19 protein-coding genes are annotated in these 18,368 nt (G+C 35.0%); 7 read left to right on the top strand and 12 right to left on the bottom strand.

Annotated features, from left to right (window positions below; translation table 11 throughout):
* Window positions 1–5: 5 nt before the first annotated feature.
* The 3 genes from AB674_RS01380 (at window position 6) to murI (ending at window position 3,010) form a co-directional block, all read left to right on the top strand.
* Window positions 6–1,019, top strand: coding sequence for an OmpH family outer membrane protein (locus AB674_RS01380; RefSeq protein ID WP_047773162.1), 1,014 nt, complete (start codon window positions 6–8; stop codon window positions 1,017–1,019).
* 14 nt (window positions 1,020–1,033) lie between these two features.
* The gene (locus AB674_RS01375) at window positions 1,034–1,537 is read left to right on the top strand and encodes an OmpH family outer membrane protein (RefSeq protein ID WP_205625349.1); all 504 of its coding nucleotides are present in this window, start codon (window positions 1,034–1,036) and stop codon (window positions 1,535–1,537) included.
* 696 nt (window positions 1,538–2,233) lie between these two features.
* Complete coding sequence (gene murI, locus AB674_RS01370; protein WP_047773158.1) at window positions 2,234–3,010, top strand: glutamate racemase; 777 nt, start codon at window positions 2,234–2,236, stop codon at window positions 3,008–3,010.
* Between the two features lie 19 nt (window positions 3,011–3,029).
* Here the strand turns inward: murI and AB674_RS01365 are convergent, their stop codons facing one another.
* Window positions 3,030–3,548 carry a gamma carbonic anhydrase family protein gene (locus AB674_RS01365; protein WP_047773157.1) on the bottom strand — a complete coding sequence of 173 codons (519 nt, stop codon included), beginning with the start codon at window positions 3,546–3,548 and terminating at the stop codon, window positions 3,030–3,032.
* Window positions 3,549–3,559: 11 nt separating this feature from the next.
* Window positions 3,560–4,549 carry a type IX secretion system membrane protein PorP/SprF gene (locus AB674_RS01360; RefSeq protein WP_047773155.1) on the bottom strand — a complete coding sequence of 330 codons (990 nt, stop codon included), beginning with the start codon at window positions 4,547–4,549 and terminating at the stop codon, window positions 3,560–3,562.
* A gap of 143 nt (window positions 4,550–4,692) precedes the next feature.
* Between AB674_RS01360 and AB674_RS01355 the strand changes: the two genes are divergently transcribed.
* From AB674_RS01355 to AB674_RS01345, 3 genes are all read left to right on the top strand, one after another.
* Window positions 4,693–5,592, top strand: coding sequence for a NifU family protein (locus tag AB674_RS01355; protein ID WP_047773154.1), 900 nt, complete (start codon window positions 4,693–4,695; stop codon window positions 5,590–5,592).
* A 154-nt stretch (window positions 5,593–5,746) separates the two neighbouring features.
* On the top strand, window positions 5,747–6,154 hold the full coding sequence (locus tag AB674_RS01350; protein WP_047773152.1) for a hypothetical protein: 408 nt from the start codon (window positions 5,747–5,749) through the stop codon (window positions 6,152–6,154).
* 92 nt (window positions 6,155–6,246) lie between these two features.
* On the top strand, window positions 6,247–7,059 hold the full coding sequence (locus AB674_RS01345) for a mechanosensitive ion channel family protein (protein ID WP_047773150.1): 813 nt from the start codon (window positions 6,247–6,249) through the stop codon (window positions 7,057–7,059).
* A 10-nt stretch (window positions 7,060–7,069) separates the two neighbouring features.
* On the opposite strand, the gene tsaB is transcribed toward AB674_RS01345, so the two are convergent.
* From tsaB to AB674_RS01310, 7 genes are all read right to left on the bottom strand, one after another.
* The gene (gene tsaB, locus AB674_RS01340) at window positions 7,070–7,741 is read right to left on the bottom strand and encodes a tRNA (adenosine(37)-N6)-threonylcarbamoyltransferase complex dimerization subunit type 1 TsaB (RefSeq protein WP_047773148.1); all 672 of its coding nucleotides are present in this window, start codon (window positions 7,739–7,741) and stop codon (window positions 7,070–7,072) included.
* A 35-nt stretch (window positions 7,742–7,776) separates the two neighbouring features.
* Window positions 7,777–9,069, bottom strand: a complete 1,293-nt coding sequence (locus AB674_RS01335; RefSeq protein ID WP_047773146.1) for an efflux RND transporter periplasmic adaptor subunit — start codon at window positions 9,067–9,069, stop codon at window positions 7,777–7,779.
* A 6-nt stretch (window positions 9,070–9,075) separates the two neighbouring features.
* A complete protein-coding gene (locus tag AB674_RS01330) occupies window positions 9,076–10,527 on the bottom strand; it encodes a TolC family protein (RefSeq protein ID WP_047773145.1) in 1,452 nt (483 codons plus the stop codon).
* Window positions 10,528–10,606: 79 nt separating this feature from the next.
* Window positions 10,607–11,722: an efflux RND transporter periplasmic adaptor subunit gene (locus AB674_RS01325; protein ID WP_047773143.1), complete on the bottom strand. Its 1,116-nt coding sequence runs from the start codon at window positions 11,720–11,722 to the stop codon at window positions 10,607–10,609.
* Between the two features lie 40 nt (window positions 11,723–11,762).
* On the bottom strand, window positions 11,763–13,028 hold the full coding sequence (locus AB674_RS01320; protein WP_047773142.1) for an ABC transporter permease: 1,266 nt from the start codon (window positions 13,026–13,028) through the stop codon (window positions 11,763–11,765).
* A 2-nt stretch (window positions 13,029–13,030) separates the two neighbouring features.
* Window positions 13,031–14,275: an ABC transporter permease gene (locus AB674_RS01315; RefSeq protein ID WP_047773141.1), complete on the bottom strand. Its 1,245-nt coding sequence runs from the start codon at window positions 14,273–14,275 to the stop codon at window positions 13,031–13,033.
* Entirely contained in the window at window positions 14,268–14,969 is a 702-nt protein-coding gene (locus AB674_RS01310) for an ABC transporter ATP-binding protein (protein ID WP_047773140.1), read from the bottom strand. Before AB674_RS01310 ends, AB674_RS01315 begins: the two co-directional genes overlap by 8 nt.
* A gap of 174 nt (window positions 14,970–15,143) precedes the next feature.
* On the opposite strand from AB674_RS01310, the gene AB674_RS01305 reads away from it, so the two are divergent.
* Window positions 15,144–16,550, top strand: coding sequence for a DUF4403 family protein (locus AB674_RS01305; protein WP_047773139.1), 1,407 nt, complete (start codon window positions 15,144–15,146; stop codon window positions 16,548–16,550).
* 313 nt (window positions 16,551–16,863) lie between these two features.
* Here AB674_RS01305 and AB674_RS01300 read toward each other — a convergent pair whose 3' ends face one another.
* The 3 genes from AB674_RS01300 to AB674_RS01290 are packed head-to-tail and all read right to left on the bottom strand — an operon-like array spanning window position 16,864 to window position 18,356.
* The gene (locus AB674_RS01300) at window positions 16,864–17,133 is read right to left on the bottom strand and encodes a hypothetical protein (RefSeq protein WP_047773137.1); all 270 of its coding nucleotides are present in this window, start codon (window positions 17,131–17,133) and stop codon (window positions 16,864–16,866) included.
* The gene (locus AB674_RS01295) at window positions 17,123–17,665 is read right to left on the bottom strand and encodes a DUF420 domain-containing protein (RefSeq protein ID WP_047773135.1); all 543 of its coding nucleotides are present in this window, start codon (window positions 17,663–17,665) and stop codon (window positions 17,123–17,125) included. The genes AB674_RS01300 and AB674_RS01295 overlap by 11 nt, the downstream gene beginning before the upstream one ends.
* Window position 17,666: 1 nt before the next feature.
* Entirely contained in the window at window positions 17,667–18,356 is a 690-nt protein-coding gene (locus tag AB674_RS01290) for an SCO family protein (RefSeq protein WP_047773133.1), read from the bottom strand.
* Window positions 18,357–18,368 lie beyond the last annotated feature (12 nt).

Genomic DNA, 18,368 nt, shown 5'->3' with positions numbered 1-18,368 from the left:
ATGTTATGAGAAGACAATTTTTATTTATATTTTTAGCCTTGATTGTAGCAAATACAAGTCAGGCACAGACAAGATCGACAAGGATTGGCTACATAGATATGGAGTATATCTTAGAAAATGTCTCTGATTACAAAGAAGCAAATGCACAATTAGAGCTAAAAGCTCAAAAATGGAAACAAGAAATTGAGACCAAAAAAACGGACATCAATAATCTCAAAGAAAGTCTTAAAGCTGAAAAAGCATTACTGACTAAAGAGCTTATCGATGAAAGAGAAACAGAGATTAAATTTCTGGAAACAGAAATGCTGGATTATCAGCAAAAGCAATTTGGAGCTGACGGAAATTTAATCCGACATAAGGCAGCTTTAGCAAAACCAATTCAGGATCAGGTTTTCACAGCCGTTCAGGATATTGCCGAAGCTAAAAATTATGATTTTGTTTTTGACAAGTCTTCTGATTTAACAATGCTTTTTAGCAATAAAAAGTTTGATATTAGCGATCAGGTTATCCGTATCTTAAACCGAACCGATAAGCGCGAACAATTGACTAAAAAACAATTGAAAGAACAAGAGAAAAAAGAAAATCTTGAAAACGCTATCGATGAGAATCCTGCCATGAAAGACAGACAAAAAGTTCTGGATGACCGAAAAGCAGCAAGAGAGAAATTAATTTTAGATCGAAAACTAGAGCAGGAAGCTAAAAAGAAAGAATACGAAGACAGAAGAAAAGCATTATTAGAAGAAAGAGAGGCTAGAAAAAATGGCACGGTTTCTGAACCAGCAAAAACAGACGCTACTAAAACAAGTCCGTCTACTGATAAACCTGCTGCCACGACAGAGCAAAAAACAACAACAGTTCAGCCAGCGGCAACAGAAAATAAAGCCGAAGAAAGACAAAAACTTTACGAGCAGCGTAAAAAAGAATTAGAAGAAAGAAAGAAGAAAATTTTAGAAGAAAGAGAAGCGGCCAAAAAAGCAAAAGAAGCCGCAGCACAGAAAACAAATACGACCAATAATTAATTAATATTTTAAAAATGATGAAACAAATCAAAACTTTACTAATCGCTGCTATGCTAATATTAGGAGCAAGTAACACAATGAACGCACAAGCTAAGGTAGCCCATGTTGATGTTAGCGAGATTATGTCGAAAATGCCTGCAATGCTTGACGCACAAAACCAACTACAAAAATTAAGTGGTACATATGATGCTGAATACAAAAAAATGGTTGACGAATATCAAGTAAAAATCAAAAAGTATGAGGCTGAAGCTGCAACAGTAACAGAAGCTGTAAACGGTGAGCGTTCTAAAGAAGTTCAAGACATGCAAAAAAGAATTGTTGATTACAGAGACAATGCACAAAAAGAACTACAACAAAAAGAAACTGATATCGTAAAACCATTAATGGAAAAAGTAAGAGCTTCTATTCAAAAAGTTGGAAAAGCTAAAGGTTTCCAATACGTATTAGACGGTTCTACTCTTTTATTAGCTGACGGTCCAAACGTTACAGCTGACGTTAAAAAAGACTTAGGATTCTAAGAAACACTTTCTTATTATAAAAAAACGGCTCTACTTTTTAAGTTGGAGCCGTTTTTTATTTTAGAGCAATGACCACAAGGGTTAAATTCCAAATTTTTGAAATTCCAAATTCCAAACCTAAAAGTTATGGAAAAGTAAAAATTGGGCTTGTGCATGTCATTTCGAGCGAAGTCGAGAAATCGCACAAGAAACTCCGTACAGTTTGTCATCCTGAGGAACGAAGGATCTTCGTTTGCTGAATCGATACCGTTGCGCTTCACTTTACGGAATTACTTGTGAAGATACTTCGTTCCTCAGTATGACAAAATTGTGGAAAATAGAAACGGAGCAGCTGGTGTGATTTCTCGACTTCGCTCGAAATGAACAAGTGACACAATACATTTTACAGATTTCAGTTTACTGACCCAGGGCTATCACAATTCTGTCATTTTCGAAGCACGAGAGATGACAAGATTGCCAAAATTAAATTGTAAAAGTATGTATAGACAAACAAAGCACTCCCAGACATTACACTGATACCCCTCTAATGTCCCCCTGAGCGAAGTCGAAGGGCTTTTAAACTTAATATACCTAAATTCCAGCATCCTGTTTCGCTTTAACCAACTACATCCATCACACCTTTTTATTCTTCCTTAAATCTTATTTTTATTTAAAATCCGGATTGTAGAGAAACGCAGAAATATGTAACTTTGCTTTATGACGAATAATAATCCTATAGGTGTTTTTGATTCCGGTATCGGAGGAACTTCCATTTGGAGTGCCATTCATGAACTACTTCCGAATGAAAGAACCATTTACTTAGCCGACAGTAAAAATGCGCCCTACGGTCAAAAAACCAAGGAAGAAATTGTAGCACTAAGCAAAAAGAATGTTGATTTTTTAATCGAAAACAATTGCAAACTAATTGTGGTTGCCTGCAATACTGCTACTACAAATGCTATTCGTGAACTTCGTGCAAGCTACAACATTCCTTTTATTGGAATTGAACCCGCTATAAAACCTGCCGCTACGAATTCGAAAACACAGGTTATTGGGATCCTCGCTACTCAAGGCACACTCAACAGTGAATTGTTTAACAAAACTGCCGAAATGTTTCAGAACACGACCATCATTGAACAAGTAGGTCATGGACTCGTTCAGCTTATTGAAGAGGGTAATCTTAATTCGCCAGAAATGACGCAATTATTAGAAACTTATCTGCAACCTATGATCGAGGCCAATATTGATTATTTGGTTTTAGGATGCAGTCATTATCCGTACTTAATTCCACAGATCAAAAAAATCCTGCCGGAACACATTCAGATCATAGATTCAGGGGAAGCTGTAGCACGTCAGACTCAAAATGTATTACGCGAAAAAGTAGGCTTTACAGCTGCAGAAAAAAGTGAACCTGTCTTTTATGTCAATTCAAATCCATCGGTTTTAAAATCGATCTTAAACAACAAATACGAGGTTATACAAAAGGATTTTTAAGAATAAATCCTTTTGTAAATTATTCTTCGTCTTTAAACCAACCGGAATACATAACATAATTGTTCGAAATGCGTTCGATTTCGCCGGCAAAATCAGACTGATCGATCTCTTTTACCTTTCTCGCCGGAACGCCTGCATAAATGCTTCCTGAAGTCACTACCGTATTTTGCGTTAAAACAGCACCGGCTGCTACTATAGAATTACTTTCGATCACACAATTATCCATAACGATAGCGCCCATTCCGATTAAAACATTGTCATGAACCGTACAGCCATGAACAATTGCATTATGACCTATTGAAACATTATTACCTATAATAGTCGGATGCTTTTGATAAGTGCAATGAATAACAGCTCCGTCCTGAATATTAACTTTATTTCCGATTTTAATATAGTGAACATCACCGCGAATAACAGCATTGAACCAAACGCTGCAAGAGTCTCCAAAAGTAACATCTCCGACAATAGTTGCATTTTCGGCTACATAACAATCCTCAGGAATTGCAGGTGATTTTCCGTTTACAGATTTAATTAACATAAAAAAGATTTTTAATTAATAGCAGGACAATTACAATCGTAACGCTCCTTTTTACAAAACAAATTGATTCCCAAAGTAATCTGGTGGTAACCACCAGTATCAAATTTCACATTACCGGTGACTTGAGAATAAGTATAGGCAAACATGAAATTTTTATAATTTATACCTATTATAGGTGTAATATATTGTAATTTCTGAGAAGCGACTCCACTTCCCGGGCTATATTCAGCTCCATCAAAACTTCTTCTATAGGACAATGCCGCCCACAAACTTCCAAAATCCATGTTTTTGTAAGCTTTTAAATTTAAATCAATTGATTTTTCTTTGGTCTTATCAAAGTATTGAAATAAAACAGAAGGTTCCCAGGTTACACTCTCTTTCTTACCAAAAACATACCCTACACTAAGCAACAACTTTCTCAGATTATCGCTTTCAAGATCACTGTACAATTGTCTTCTGGTCTCCAATAATCCCTGAACAGTAGCGTGAGCATAAAAATTCAGATAGTTATAAGAAGCTCCTACATCAACATTAAAATAAGAATCTTTTTGCACAGAACCGAAAATAATCGGATCAAAAGTTGTTCCGAATTGTGTTTCATCCAACTGATTCTGAATCAATCCTCCGCTAATTCCAAAAGAGAGCTGATTCAAATCGATTTCGTCTCTGGAGAACATGATATGATGTGCGTAGGTAAGCTTAAAACCTTTTTGAGAATGATATCCATTTTTATCATTAAAAACAATAATCCCGGCTCCGGATCGCTCTCCTATCCTGCCATTAAAACTTAATGTTTGCAAGGATGGGGCATCTTCCTGGCCAAACCATTGTTTTCTGGCGGTAAGTCTTATTTTAGCACAATTTGCCGCGCCAGCCATCGAAGGGTGGATTAAATAATAATTATCAGACAAGTAATCTGAATATACAGGGATTCCTTCTTGTGAATAAGAATAAAGAGAGGTAATCAAAAAAACAAATAATACTCTGATTCTAAATTCCATAAAGGCAACTTTGCTTAGATATACTTACAACTCTTCGCATTTTATACGATTAATTTGAAAAGAGTCTTAATTATTTTATTAAAAAACCAAATATAGGTATTAGTAGAAAATAACTTTACTAAATTTGCAAAAAAATAAAGCTCATGACAAAAATCACTATAAAAGAAACTCAAAATCCAACGATCTTAAAGTTCGAATTTGAAGATTTCATCACTCAGAATCAAAACTTTGAATTCAAAAATATCGATGACGCACAATCTTCGCCATTGGCGCAGCAATTGTTCTATCTTCCGTTTGTAAAAACAGTTTATATCTCAGGGAATTTTATTGCTATTGAAAGATACAGTATTGTAGAATGGGATGATGTAAAAGACGCTGTTGCAGAACAAATCGAGTCCTTTGTAGACAAAGGTGGTGTGATCATAAAAATTGAGGAAAGCAGTGCTAAAAAACAGCCTATTACAGTTTATGGCGAAACAACTCCAAATCCTGCGGCATTAAAATTCGTAGTTAGCAGAATGCTGACCCGAAATGCTGTTGAATACAAAAACATTGATCAGACTGCTTCTTCTCCATTGGCAAAGGAATTGTTTAAATTTCCTTATGTTAAAGAAGTTTTTATTGATGAAAATTATATTTCGGTAACTAAATATGACATCAATGACTGGCAGGAAATCACACTTGAAGTACGAACTTTCATCAAACAGTTTATTGAAAACGGAGGAACCGTTTTAGATGAAACATTAATCGAAGTGGCTACTAAAAACGACATCACTAAAGATGAAGCTTTTGACAAACTAGATGTTACTTCTCAGCAAATCATTAATATCCTGGAAGAATACGTAAAACCTGCAGTAGCAGCTGATGGTGGTAATATTGCGTTTGACTCTTATAATGAAAATGACAAAACGGTAAAAGTAATTTTACAAGGAGCCTGCAGTGGTTGTCCTTCCTCTACTTTTACATTAAAAAGCGGTATCGAAAATATGCTAAAAAGCATGTTAAACGATGAAGCGATTAAAGTAGAAGCTGTAAACGCATAAAACAAAAAAGCATAAAAACAGAAGCGCCTTCATCGAGGCGCTTTTTTTATTTTACCCTATCTCTCTAATTTTCAGTAAATTATTTCAATTATAATACTATAAATTCTGTAGAAATAATTAATATTGTAATATAAACCAATCAAAATCAGAAACTATGGGATTATCTTCGTTTTTCAAGAATTTATTTGGCACCGCCAAAGAATCAGCTACAGATTTGGCCAATCAGGCAGAAAGTACTTTTGAACAAGCTAAAGAAGCTGCTGCACCCTATATAGACCAAGCAGAGACTTTTGCTGAAGAAACACTGGCCAAAGCCAAAGAAGCTTCAGAACCGCTACTTAATACTGCTGCAGAATATGCCAGTCAGGCCAAAGAAACAGTGAGCGAATACGTTGAAAAAGCTTCTGACTCTATAGGTGAAGTCATTGATTCTGTAAAAGAAAAAGCAGGTGAGCTAACCGGAGAAACCAAAACCGCTATCTCAGATACTGTAGCCGATGTTAATGAAAAAACCGTAATTGCCAAAGATGAGATTGCTGATGAGGCTACAGACAAGGAATAAAAAGCCACATCTTTTCTTATAAAAATAAATATCTTTATATTTGCACCACTAATATACCTTCTCTATTGAGAAGGTTTTTTTATTCTTATAATATGTACATCAATTCAGATCAGATTAGTAATTACGCCAGCAAATTCGTGGACGTATTACTTGATTATTCGCCAAAATTCATTTCGGCATTTGTAATTTTATTTATCGGCTTATACGCCATAAGATTAATAAACCGAATCATTAGAAAGATAATGGTTAAGAGAAATCTAGACCCTACCTTAACTAAATTTCTTGCTGACATTCTACTATGGGCTTTACGAATTTTATTATTTGTAACTTTTATTTCAAAACTTGGAATTGAAACTTCTTCGTTTGTTGCCATTTTAGGAGCAATGGGACTTGCAGTTGGTTTATCCTTACAAGGTTCTCTTTCTAATTTTGCAGGAGGAATGTTGATTATTGTTTTCAAACCTTTTAAAGTTGGAGACACTATTGAAGCACAAGGTGTAATCGCAACTGTAGTTGAAATTCAGATTTTCGTTACTAAGATGTTAACTGCCAACAACCAAACGGTTTTTGTTCCTAACGGTTCATTGTCTAACGGAACAATCATTAACTACTCCATGCAGGGAGAAAGAAGAGCTGATTTAACTTTTGCTGTTTCTTATGATTCAGACATTAAAAAAGCGAAAGAAGTGCTTTTAGAGGTTTTAACTAAAAACCCTAACGTCCTTAAAAATCCTGCTCCTGAAGTTTTCGTTAAAAACCTAACAACAAGTGCTATCGAATTTTCGGTACGTCCGTGGGCAAAGAATGAAAATTATGGTGTTGTTTTCTCTCAAACTCTGGAAAATTGCAAAACTGCTTTAGATGAAGCCGGAATTGCAATTCAACCATACACCATTCAAAAATAAAAAGTATTTCTTATTTTTTTGATGGCGTAGTTATCATAAAATCTTTTAAGTAATAAGGTTCAAAGTAAGCGACATCTACGGTGTCGCTTTTTTGATACTTATCAAAACTGATTTTACTCATTGCTGCTGCCGAAGGGTATTTGATATTCTCTAAAAAGATAAAATTATCTCTTGTCAAAACTGTTTTGCATTTTTCGGCACAATCTCCAACAAAATAGACTGTTTCAGTGATATTTTCAAAAGAATTTTCGTCTATAACTTCTGCCTGAATTGTTCTTTCTACTTCTAATTTAGCATTAAAAATCTCGCTGTACACTTCCATTCTTCTTGCGTCAAGCATTGGGATAATTTTCCCCTCTGTAACCTGAGCCTGAGAAGCCAAAGTCAATAAGGTATCAACCGCAATCAATGGAACGTTTAATGCGTAACACAAGCCTTTTGCAGCCGAAACCCCAATTCGTAAACCGGTATAAGAACCCGGTCCTTGACTTACCGCTACTGCAGTTAAATCTTGAACAGAAATGCCCGCTTCGGCAATTACTTCTTCGATGAAAACATGTAATTTTTCGGCATGGGAATATCCTTCTTCTGCGATTTCTTTACATAAAATTGTTTCACCATTTTTTGCAATTGCTACAGAACAATTTTTGGTAGCGGTTTCAATATTGAGAATAAAAGACAATGTATTTTTTTTTAAGTTGAATTATTTAACCTGAATTATTTCTTAGAAGTATCTGCTTTTTTAAGCTTCACTTTATCTCCCGAATTTAATTCTTTAGAAACCGTAGTATAAGGCCCCGTAATGACAACATCCCCTGGTTTCAGTCCCGATATTACTTCGATATTCGTATCGTCCTGAATACCTGTTTTGATGATTCTGATTTTGGCTTTATCTCCCGATTTCACAAAAACGCATTCAAATTTCTTATCGCTTTTTGGAGCTGCTTTTTTATCTTCATTAGGATCTTCTACTGTAAAATCCTTTACAGCTGCGGTATCTGATTTGACCACAACAGCACTAATTGGCACTGCTAAAACATTATTCCTCGTCTGTGTACTAATATCAACCGTAGCGGTCATCCCTGGTCTGAAAGGAGAATAGGTGGATGGTTTACCTTCTAATAAATCCTGATAAGATTCTTTTAAAATGCGAACTTTAACTTTAAAATTAGTAACCTGATCTGAAGTCAAAGCAGTACTTGCTGAGTTAGAAATACTCGTCACAACTCCTCTGAATTTCTTTTTCAGATAAGCATCCACTTCAACATTGGCTTCATCACCAATTTTTATCTTTACGATATCATTTTCATTTACATCTACTTCAACCTCCATATTATTGAGGTTCGCTACCCTTAACAACTCTGTTCCTGCCATTTGTTGTGTTCCTAAAACACGTTCTCCCAATTCTACATTTAATACAGAAATGGTTCCATCAGCCGGAGCATAAATAGTAGTACGTCCCAGATTATCCTTTGCCTCAGTTACAGAAGCCGAAGCACTTTGTACGTTATAATAAGCATTTTGTTTGGTGGCTTTCGCTACTTCAAAAGAAGCGACCGCTTTGTCCCAATCTGATTTTGAAATTACGCCTTTATCATACAAGGTTTTATTTCTCTCATAATTTGATTTAGCTTCTTTAAAACTAGCATCAGATTGCGTTAAACCTGCTTTAGATCCCGCTAAATTAGCCACGGAACGATCTAATCCGGAAGTATATAAATCCGGATTTATTTTAACAAGCAAATCTCCTTTTTTAACAACTTGCCCTTCTTTTACATTTAATGCAATAATTTCTCCCGAGACCATTGAAGCTATTTTCACTTCAATTTCGGGTTGAATTTTACCTGTAGCAGAAACCGTTTCAACAACTGTTGAAGCTACTACTTTTGAAATCTCTACCTCTTTTCCTTTATCCTTATTTCCCAGTACACCCGATTTTGAAAGAAAAACCAAAACTGCGATAACAACCATCGCACCGCCGACTAAGAAATAAATTGTTTTTTTTGACATACTAAATTATTTTGTGATAATTGGGACAATTGGAATTCCGAAATAAAACTCAATTATTTTAATCTTAAACATGTAATCATATTTAGTCCTGATAACATCTGATTGCGCATTGGTCAACAAGGTTTGAGACTGTGTAAAATCAAATGAATTCATTAAACCTACGTCATATTTTTCTTTTGCATAATTATAAGCTTGTTGTCTTGCTTCTAAAGTTACATTAGACGATTCATACGCATTTAAAGCCCCTTTTGCATCTGTAAAGGCAGTATAAACATTACGTTGCAAATCTAAACTTTTTTGCTCTAAATCTATTTTAGATTTCTCTAAACTTACTTTATTACGTTCTACATTATTTCTAACGGAGAAGCCATTAAAAATCGGCACAGAAAGCTGAAGCCCGAATGACTGTCCTTTATTATCACTAAATTGATCCACAATCGGAGCTGCGTTTCCTAAAACCGGAGTATAGTTATCCTTTAAAACACTTTGATTTGTTCCCTGAACATAACCAATCTGACTTGTAGGATTATCTAAATTAGGAGTTGCACCTACAGGAATTTGCGAATAACTTGCTCTTGTATTAAAGTTATAAAAAGCACTTAATGTAGGTTGGTAAGCACCTCTTGCAATTGCAACATTTTTTTCAGCAATTTCAAGATTAGTCTGTGCTAATTTTAATTCTGTTCTGATTTCTTTTGCTTTATTATAAATATCAGTTGGACTTTGTGCCATGATATTATTTTCATCTTTCGCATTGGTATCATCAATAACATCAAATTCTGTAAATTCCTTAAGCTGTAAAAGTTGTGCTAAACTTAATTTAGAAATCAATAAACTATTTTCGGCAATAATAATATTTTGCTTATCTGTAGCAACTGTAGCCATTAAGTCAAACAAATCACCACGAGGAATTGTTCCCGCATTTACCATTTCTTCAGAGCGGGTAAGTCTTTTTTCATCTATAGACAGTTGCTCTGTTTTTACCTTTAGATTTTCTTTATTAAAAAGAATCTGCAGAAAAGCATTGGCAACATTCAATCCAATATCTTCCTGCATTTTTACTAATTGATACTTTGAAGCAACAATAGAAAGATTCGCTTTTCGAAGTGTATTTTGATTCTGTAAACCTTTGTAAATATCTACTCCTACTGAAGCACCAACAGAAGAATATTGTGTGGTCTGATTTTCAAGCAAACCGGTTGTGATATTCTGATTCAAACCAATATTCCAGGAATGTGAAGCATTGGCACTAACGGAAGGCAGAAAGTTACCGATCGCCCCTCTTTTATCAATAGCTGCATTTTTAATATCTAATTCTGTATTTTTAATTGTGATATTATTTTCCATTGCGTATCTCACGCATTCTTCTAAAGTCCATTTTTTTGTTTGCGCCTGACCTGATAATCCAAATCCAAGAAGCATTGTAAAAACAAGAGTGTTGTATTTATTTATTTTCATATATTTTGAATGATAGTATAGCATCAATACTACACAAATTTAACTTATTTTAAAAGCAAAAAACCTACAAATTTTTAAATTATTTCTTCTCCCCCTCTGTTATCAGGCCCTGATTCCAGATTTTAATATTGTCCGTACTCTTAATACCACTCTTAATTTGAACATAAATCCCATCACTTACCCCCAAAACTAAATCTTTTCTTTTAAACTTTTGAGGCGTTGTCTCAATCTCTACATAAGGTTTTTGTGTTTTTTTGTCAAATTGAACTAATGATTCTTTAATGGCAAGTACTTTCTCTGCTTTTTCTAAAATGATAGACGCATTTGCACTCAAACCGGCTCTGATAAAAGTTTTTTCTTTATTAGGCAATGATGCTTTAATTTCAAATTGAATTGCTCCATTCTCCACTACTCCTTTTGGCGCTATATCCGTTAAAACAGCCTCAAATTTTTTGTTTTCAATCGCTCCGACTGTAATTTCAATCGCCAAATTTTCTTTTATTTTTCCTACCTCAGATTCGTCAATTTTTCCAATAAAGATCATTCTTCCAACATCGGCAACACTTGCAATTGTAGTTCCTTCATTAAAGTTATTACTTTCAATAACCTGATTCCCCACTTTCACGGGAACAGCCAGAACCATTCCGTTTACCGTAGAACGAATTAGCGTATTAGCATAATTTCCCAAAGAAGTTGTTGTTCCTGTTTTTACAATATCTAAACTTTGTTTGGCTGCCAGATAAGTTTGTTTGGCTTGTGTGTAAGCCAATTGTGCAGCATCAAAATCGTTTGCCGAAATAACATCTTTATCGAATAATGTTTTTTGTCTTTTAAAGATTTTCTCCTGATTGTCTAATGCAATTTTAGCCGTTTGCACCTGATTTTGTGTACTGCTTACATTAGACACATTGGCTACTACTCTAATTTTCGCAATCATATCACCAGCCTTGATTTTTTCTCCTGCTTTGATATACACTTCTTCGATAATACCCGAAATATTTGGTTTGATTAACACCTCTTCATTCGGTTGAATATTACCTGTCGCTATGGTATTTTTTACAATCGTTTTAATTTCTGCTTTCTCCGTTTTGAAGACGATAGGTGACTCCTGATTTTTAGCGTACAAATAATATAGTGCGCCAAAGAAAACTACAGCAATAAAAATTAAAATAGTTACCGTTACTCCTTTTTTCATTTTGTTTTTGGTTTAATCGATTATTTTTTTGATTGATAATTTATTCTGCTCGTAAAGCATCTACAGGCTTTACATTGATTGCGGTCTGCGCCGGAATAAATCCTGCTAGCAAACCCGATCCAACTAATATTAATAATGCTACAAACACTACTCCTAAATCTACACTTGGACTGGCAAACATGGTATTACTGTCGGGTGGCATAGAATCTAAAACCAGATTCAGAATCGCTATAATTCCGGTTGCTACTGCTATTCCTAACATCCCCGAGATAATAGTTAAAAAGATAGACTCTGATAAAATTTGCCCCCGAATGGCTGCCGGTGTTGCTCCTAAGGCTCTTCGGATTCCAATTTCTTTTGTACGTTCTTTTACTACGATAAGCATAATATTAGAGATCCCAATTACTCCTGATATTAAAACTAAGGTTCCCACAAAATAAGCAATGATTTTTAGAATGTCAAACAAACTTTGCACCTTCTTAAATTGTTCGTACAAGTCAAAATTCCCCACCGCCCTGTCATCTGTAGGATTTACCGAATGCAGTGCTCTGATTAATTCTAAAATTTTTGGTTTTAAATCTGTAATCGACACCTCGTCTCTTGCCGTAAGCGCCATCCAGCCCACTTTATCCCCAAAATTAAAAGCTTGTTGAAAAGTCGTAAAGGGTACAAAAATATTTTTCTGTTCCTGTTCTGCATTACCTCCCTGTTGTTTGGATTTATAAACACCAATTACCATAAAATTGATTCCGTTTATTTTTACATAACTCCCGATCGATTCTTCTTCTTTTCCGTACAGTTCCGTGATCACGCCTTTACCAATAACCGCGACTTTTCTTCTTTCGGCAATATCCTGCTGATTTACAAAACGACCTTTTATAATATCCATCGGTTGTTGCTTGATCAACTCCGGGTAATCGCCATAAACCGTAAAAGAGGACGTTTTGGTGCCACGAACGACATTATTGGTTCCGTTAAAATCACCCAACTGATTTCTTGGTGAAACATATAACAAATCCGGAAATGCCTGTTTTAAAGCCATAACATCACTGTTTCTGAAATCGTAACGACGGGTTTTAGGCAAACCTTTATAAGCTTTTGAGGTCGTCTGACTCCACATAAACATAGTGTTGGTCGCAATTCCGTCAAAACCTTTTTTAACTCCGTTTTCTAAACCATTTCCTGCCGCTAGCAGTATTACAAGAATAAATATCCCCCAAAACACCCCAAATGCTGTAAGCACTGTCCTAAAGACATTGGCTGTTAAGGCCTGTAAAATTTCATCCCAATTATCTTTTTTAAACATAATTATTCGTCTCTAAGTGCTACAATAGGTTTAATTTTGGCGGCTCTGTATGCTGGAAAAAAGCCGGCCATTGCTCCTGCAAATACCAGTAAAACCAACGTGGTTAAGGCCACCGTAAAATCAACTTGAGGATTTTGAAAATATTCACTTTGAACCATTGGTCCAACAAATTCCAACAATAATAAACTTGCCAGTAAACCAACAAAACCTGCTATTGTAGTAATAAAAATAGACTCGTGAAGGATCATCGAAATAATAGAAAACGGTGACGCTCCCAATGCTTTTCTGATTCCTATTTCTTTTGTTCGCTCTTTTACAATGATCAACATAATATTACTCACCCCCACAACTCCGGCAACAATGGTACAGATACCTACCCACCAAAAGAACAATCTGATGTACAGATTTAAATCATAAACTTGTTTGGCATCTTCAACTGTATTATTCACTCCTATTGCACTATCATCATCAGGTGCAATAATATTTTTACTTTTTAATAATTGCTTTAAATCCTCTGTAAACTTTCTTGATTGTGCCAAAGCTTGATCATAATCATCTGTCTTTTTTAGAGTAAAAAACAAATTACTAATTTTATCTCCTCCTCCAAAAGCTCTTTGCACAGTAGTTAATGGCAGATAAGCTCTTGTTTCCTCTCTTTCACCGGCAGGATCTGTAAAGACCCCTACTACTTTAAAATTAATGTTACTTATTGAAATCTCCTCCCCAAGCGCTTCTTTTCCTTTAAACAAATCCGTTTTAACCTTCATTCCAATAACAGCAACTTTTTCATTTTTAGCAAGATCTCTACTATTTATAAATCGCCCTTCTACAACAGTAACATTTTCTATGTCACCATAATCCGGATCAACCCCTCTATATTGATAAGCCCCCGATTCTTTTCCATACGAAATAACGGCTCCCCAAAAATTAAAGGTTGAAGCTCTTTTATCTAATTTATCTTCAAATTTCTGAATGGATTGCGAGTAATCACTATTTCTAAACTGTATCTGTCTTCCGGGATTTAAACCCTTATACTCTTTTGTTGTTGTATTACTCCAAACTTCAATAATCCCCGCAGCGTCGCGTTCAAATTGTTTTTCAATTCCATTCTGAAGTCCTTTTCCTGCTCCAAGTAAAATCACCAGAATAAAAATTCCTGAAGCCACAGAAATTCCGGTAAGAAAGGTTCTCAACTTGTTTTTGGAAATGGCTTCAAATATTTCGTGCCAACGTTCAATATTAAACATAAGATGTAGCTCTAACTTGTTCTACCATTTTATCGTCGATAATTAATCCGTCTTTCAGGACCACATTTCTTTTGCACATTGCGGCAATGTCGGGCTCATGGGTTACAATCAGGATCGTTTTACCCTCATCGTTAATTCCCTGAATAAGTTCCATTACTTCATACGAAGTTTTGGTATCTAAAGCACCGGTTGGCTCATCTGCCAAAAGCACTTTTGGGTTTGAGGCTAGCGCTCGTGCAATAGCCACACGTTGTTTCTGACCTCCGGAAAGTTCACTTGGCAAGTGATGCGAGTGCGTCCCTAAACCTACTTTTTCCAGATACTTCATTGCAATATCATAACGCTCTTTTCTTTTTACTCCCTGATAATACAAGGGCATAGCAACGTTATCAAGTGCCGTTTTATAATTGATCAAATTAAAAGATTGAAAAACAAATCCTAAAAATTTATTCCGATATTTTGAAGCTATCGTTTCGTTCAGTTTTTTGATTGGTGTTTTATCTAAAATATAACTGCCCGAATCTGCCTCATCTAAAATTCCTAAAATATTAAGAAGTGTCGACTTTCCAGAACCCGAGGATCCCATGATAGCAACCAATTCGCCTTCTGCAATATTAAAATTAATTCCTTTTAACACATGTAACTCTGAACTTCCCATCTTATAGGACTTGTGCAAATCTTTGATTTCAATCATGGTATTGTTAAATTTTAAAACAATAATAACATTTTTATTAAGTCAGTTGTGGTAAGAAAACGTTAATAATTCTGCCTTACTATTTCAATAAGACTCCATTTCATATCAATTGTTACACTTTTTTAAGATAATATAATTGTTTTCTTAATTTTGCATTACTAAAAAATCGCACTAATGAAGTTTCTTTCTGCTCTTTCCCTGTTCACGGTACTTAATGTACTTGTTGGATGTTCTTCTACTCAAAAATTAGAAACTTTAAAACCGGAGCCGGATGACGCCAGCCCTTTGGTTTATGAAAGCAATCCATCGTTTATAAACTTACCCATTACGGTAAAACTTCGGGATATAGAAAACCAGACGAATACTATTTTGAATGGTTTAATTTATGAGGACACCAACATAGAAGACGATGATATCGAAATGAAAATCTGGAAACTGGCTCCCATTAAAATTCAAAATGATCCTGCAAATCCCGATAAAAAAATAAAAACTATCCTGCCTCTAAAAGCAACTGTAAAATACCGAATCGGAACCAAGAAATTAGGCGTTGAACTTTACGACATCCGCGAATTTAACCTCAATGGCGTAATCACCTTGTCAAGCGAAGTAGCTTTAACCAATTGGAAACTAAACACTAAAACGGAGTTCAAATCCCTGGATTGGAACGAAAGTCCTACCATGCTGGTTTTTGGAAAAAGCCTGCCAATTACCTATTTAATTAATCCGGCAATCTCTATTTTTAAATCTAAAATTGAAAAAAGCATAGATGACGCGATCGAAAAATCTATGGATTTTAAACCTAATGTTTTATCTGCTTTAGAAAAAATCTGTACTCCTTTTCAAATGAGTGACACCTACGAAAGCTGGTTGCGCATTGTTCCGATCGAAGTGTATGCTACCAATGCAAAACTTAAAAATGATCAGTTTTTACTGGACATGGGAATGAAGTGCAATATGGAAACCATCGTTGGCAAACAACCGGAATCAAAATTTAATGCCAATAAGATTGTTTTAAAACCTGTCGCTAAAATTCCAAATCAAATTTCGGCCAATATTGCTGCTATTTCAACGTATACCGATGCTTCTAAAATCATGACCAAAAATTTTGCAGGTCAGGAATTTGGATCAGGAAGCAAAAAAATTACGGTAAAAAATGTAGCGATTTGGCACAAAAACGATAAAATGGTCATTGCGCTGGATGTCCTTGGATCTATTAACGGAACTATTTATCTAAACGGATTCCCACAATACAACCCGCAGACCAAAGAAATTTATTTTGACAAACTGGATTATGTTTTAGATACCAAAAGCAAGCTAATGCGCACCGCAAGCTGGCTGGCTCAAGGATACATTCTAAGAAAAATGGAAGAAAGCTGTCGTTATTCTATTCAACCTAATCTGGATGAGGGTAAAAAAAGCATGGCTGCCTATCTTAAAAACTACTCTCCGATGCCCGGTGTTTTTGTAAATGGAAAAATGGAAGACATTCAATTTGATAAAATACAATTGACCAACCAGGCTATTATTGCTTTTATAAAGATAAACGGTACCGTTAATGTTTCGGTTGATGGATTGAAATAGATTGAGAGGAGACTGTATAATAGTTGTTTTTTAACCGCAAGGTTCGCAAAGTTTAATTATAGTATTACGATTCCTTTTTAATTTTAGAGTTATTTTTTTTTCACGCAGATTTAGCAGATTGCACAGATTTTTCACAAGAAACAAATAAAATCAGCCTAATCTGCCAAATCTGCGTGCAAAAAAATCATTGCGAGCTTTGCGTTTTTTCTTTGTGTTTTTCTCACCACAAAGCCCAAAGGATTTACGTAAAGTCCCCAATTTTGAACCTTTGTTCCTCTAAACCTTAAAAAAACGATCTCAAAAAAAAAGCCGTCTATTCAGACAGCTTTGTTTTCTTTTTTGACTTGTACATTTTGTAAATCAGAAAGCCAATTATTACGACCAGCAGATAAGGAATTACCATTAGATAAACAATTCCATCATTTACGGCCTCTGCTTTTTTTATATTTGAATCCCCCGACAAAGCAGCACGACACATGGCGCATTGCGCATTGGCTGAAATTGCCAAAAGGAAAAAACAAACTCCAAAAACAAACGTTTGGAATTTGGAATTCGAACTTTGAATTTTATTTTTAGTAAACATAATAAGGAGATATCATTAAATAAACCACTACACCCGTCACAGCAACGTACAACCAAAGCGGAAACGTAATTTTTGCAATTTTTTTATGCCTGTCAAATCGTTTTGCCAAGGCTCTCACATAAGTAATTAAAACCAATGGTATAATAGCAATAGACAATAAAATGTGTGTTACCAAAATAAAGAAATACACATAACGTATTACTCCTTCACCACCGAATTTAGTAGAATCAGAAGTCATGTGATAAGCTACATACATTACTAAAAAGGCAACCGACAATGCAATAGCAAACGTCATTAACCCTTTGTGTAGCTTTTGATTTCCGTTTTTAATAGCGATTACCGCCAAAACTAAAACAATCGCTGTAATACCGTTTGTTGTAGCATAAATTGGAGGCAAAAATGACAAGGGCTCTACATCGTATCCTAAATCTTTTAATTTAACTCCAAACAAAATAGCTACTACAAGCGGAATTATGATTGAAACTGCAATAATTAACTTGCTGTACTTTTTTTCTAATGAATTGTCTTCCATTTTATTCTTCTAATAATATTTTAATATCTTCCTGAATGTCTCTAACTCCCTTTTTGTCTAATCCGTCATAATACAAAATCGGATTTCCGAATTCGTCTTTACGACAACGAATGTTTCCGTCTTTGTCAATTAAGGCAAACAAACCGGAATGTTCAAAACCGCCATTTACTTTTACATTTTCACCTGCATACAGATTAAAGCCTTTATTGGACAAATCCATAATTGTTGCTTTATCACCCGTCAGGAAATTCCAATTAGACGATTTTACTCCAAGTAATTTAGCATGATCTTTCAAAACCTGTGGCGTATCATGACCTGGGTCAATTGTAATAGAAACGATTCCGAAATTAGGATTCCCGAAGAATGTTTTCTCAATTTCCAACATACTCAAATTCATCTTTGGGCAGATAGAAGGACAGGTGGTGAAGAAAAACTCCAAAACATATACTTTTCCTTTGTACGATTCGTTTGAGATTTTTTTATCCTCCTGATTGGTCAATTCAAACTTAGGCGCCGGTCCTATCGTAAGCAATTTTGCTGCCGATTTTGAATCTTTCAAACCAACATTATCCAAGCGATTCCCTTTAACAATTTCTCCTTTTGTTACCCTGTCCACAATTTTTGGTACAGCGTAAATTCCAAAGATTAAAACAATAAACGAAATTCCGATATATGATTTATTTTTAAACATTATGATTGAAAT

The organism is Flavobacterium sp. ABG (assembly GCF_001027725.1).
GTDB classification, from domain to species: Bacteria; Bacteroidota; Bacteroidia; order Flavobacteriales; family Flavobacteriaceae; genus Flavobacterium; species Flavobacterium cupriresistens.
This window is presented reverse-complemented; position numbering and strand designations above follow the sequence as displayed.